Origin of the sequence: Kitasatospora sp. NPDC047058 (genome assembly GCF_040643935.1) — a bacterium.
Classification (GTDB): Bacteria; Actinomycetota; Actinomycetes; order Streptomycetales; family Streptomycetaceae; genus Kitasatospora.
Genome location: NZ_JBEYVJ010000912.1, coordinates 1 through 1214, shown reverse-complemented (window position 1 = coordinate 1214; position 1214 = coordinate 1). Strand labels below are relative to the sequence as shown.

At 74.1% G+C, this 1214-nt stretch carries 1 protein-coding gene and 1 pseudogene; one reads left to right on the top strand and one right to left on the bottom strand.

The window, feature by feature from the left end:
• Positions 1-236, top strand: a pseudogene (locus ABZ885_RS41580) (hypothetical protein); the annotation flags it as partial.
• A gap of 114 nt (positions 237-350) precedes the next feature.
• On the opposite strand, the gene ABZ885_RS41575 reads toward ABZ885_RS41580, so the two are convergent.
• Positions 351-1214, bottom strand: an 864-nt coding sequence (locus ABZ885_RS41575) for a GNAT family N-acetyltransferase (RefSeq protein WP_360200460.1), incomplete at its 5' end; no start/stop codon positions are given.

Here is a 1214-nt window from a genome sequence, read left to right as displayed (position 1 = left end):
GGGCCTGCCAGTGCCCGCACTGGGGCTACGTGATCGCCGGTCGCATGCGCTACCTCTTCCGCGACCACGAGGAGGTGTACGAGGCCGGTGACGCCTTCTACCAGCCGCCGGGGCACCGGCCGTACGTCGACGCCGGCACGGAGCTGCTGCAGTTCAGCCCGACCGAGCAACTCGCCGTGACCGAGAAGGCCATCGCCGACTGGATGAGCCGGCAGCAGGACGGCGGCCGGGGCTAGGCAGGCGTCCTCTGGCGTGAGCGGCCAGCCCAGGCAGCAGGCAGCAGGCAGCGCGGTGGCGAGGGGAGTCCGGGTCGGGGCGCCGCCACCGGTCCCCGGACCCCTCGCCTCGGCTCACGCGCGCCCGGCCCGGTCCACGGGGAGCGGCGCGGCAGCGCCGGTTCCGAGTACCTTGCCGTACACGGCGGAGCTGCGACGGACCGTCATGCCCACCCGTTCGTAGAGCGACAGCGCACCGGACTCCGAATGGGTCCACAGGGTGCACGTCGTGTGCCCCTGCCGGTGGAAGCCGCGGAACGCCTCCCGCAGCAGCATGCGGGCGATCCCCCGGTTGCGGTGGTCCCGCCGGACGGCGACCCGCTCGATGTACCCCTCGCCGGTGCCCGGAACGTCCAACGACAGCACCGCGCCGACGAGCTGGTCGCCGGCGAACGCCAAGGGCGACAGCGCCGGCGCGAAGGTGTCGCGTTCGACGGTGTGCCGGGCCCATTCCTCGTAGGACAGCCGCCGCTTCTGCCATTCGTCGAACGCGTCCTCGGTGAGCCGGTACGCCGCTCGTTCGTCGCCGGGCCGGAAGCACCGCAACGTGATCCCGGGCGGCGGCCCGGACACCACCGGTTCGTCGGCCGTCGTGATCTCCAGCAGCCACTGGGTGACGAACGGTCCGTAGCCGCGGGACCGCACCAGATCCACCGCCGCCCGGTCGCCGTCCTGGACCGTCTGGCTGAGCCGTTCACTGCCCGCCTGGCGTGCCCGCGCCTCGGTCCAGTCGAGCAGCGCGCCGCCCAGCCCCTTCCCGCGGTGGTCGGGGTGGACGTCGATCGCGCTGCGCCGGCCGCCGTGCACCCAGGCCCGGGCGGCGAGCCGTCCGGCCGGGTCGTGCACGAGCAGGGTGTCGTGGGCCGGATCGAGGCCGGGCAGCGTGAGGTCCGCGGCCGTACTGTCGGGTCCGGTCTCGGCGTGGCCCAGGAGCTCGCG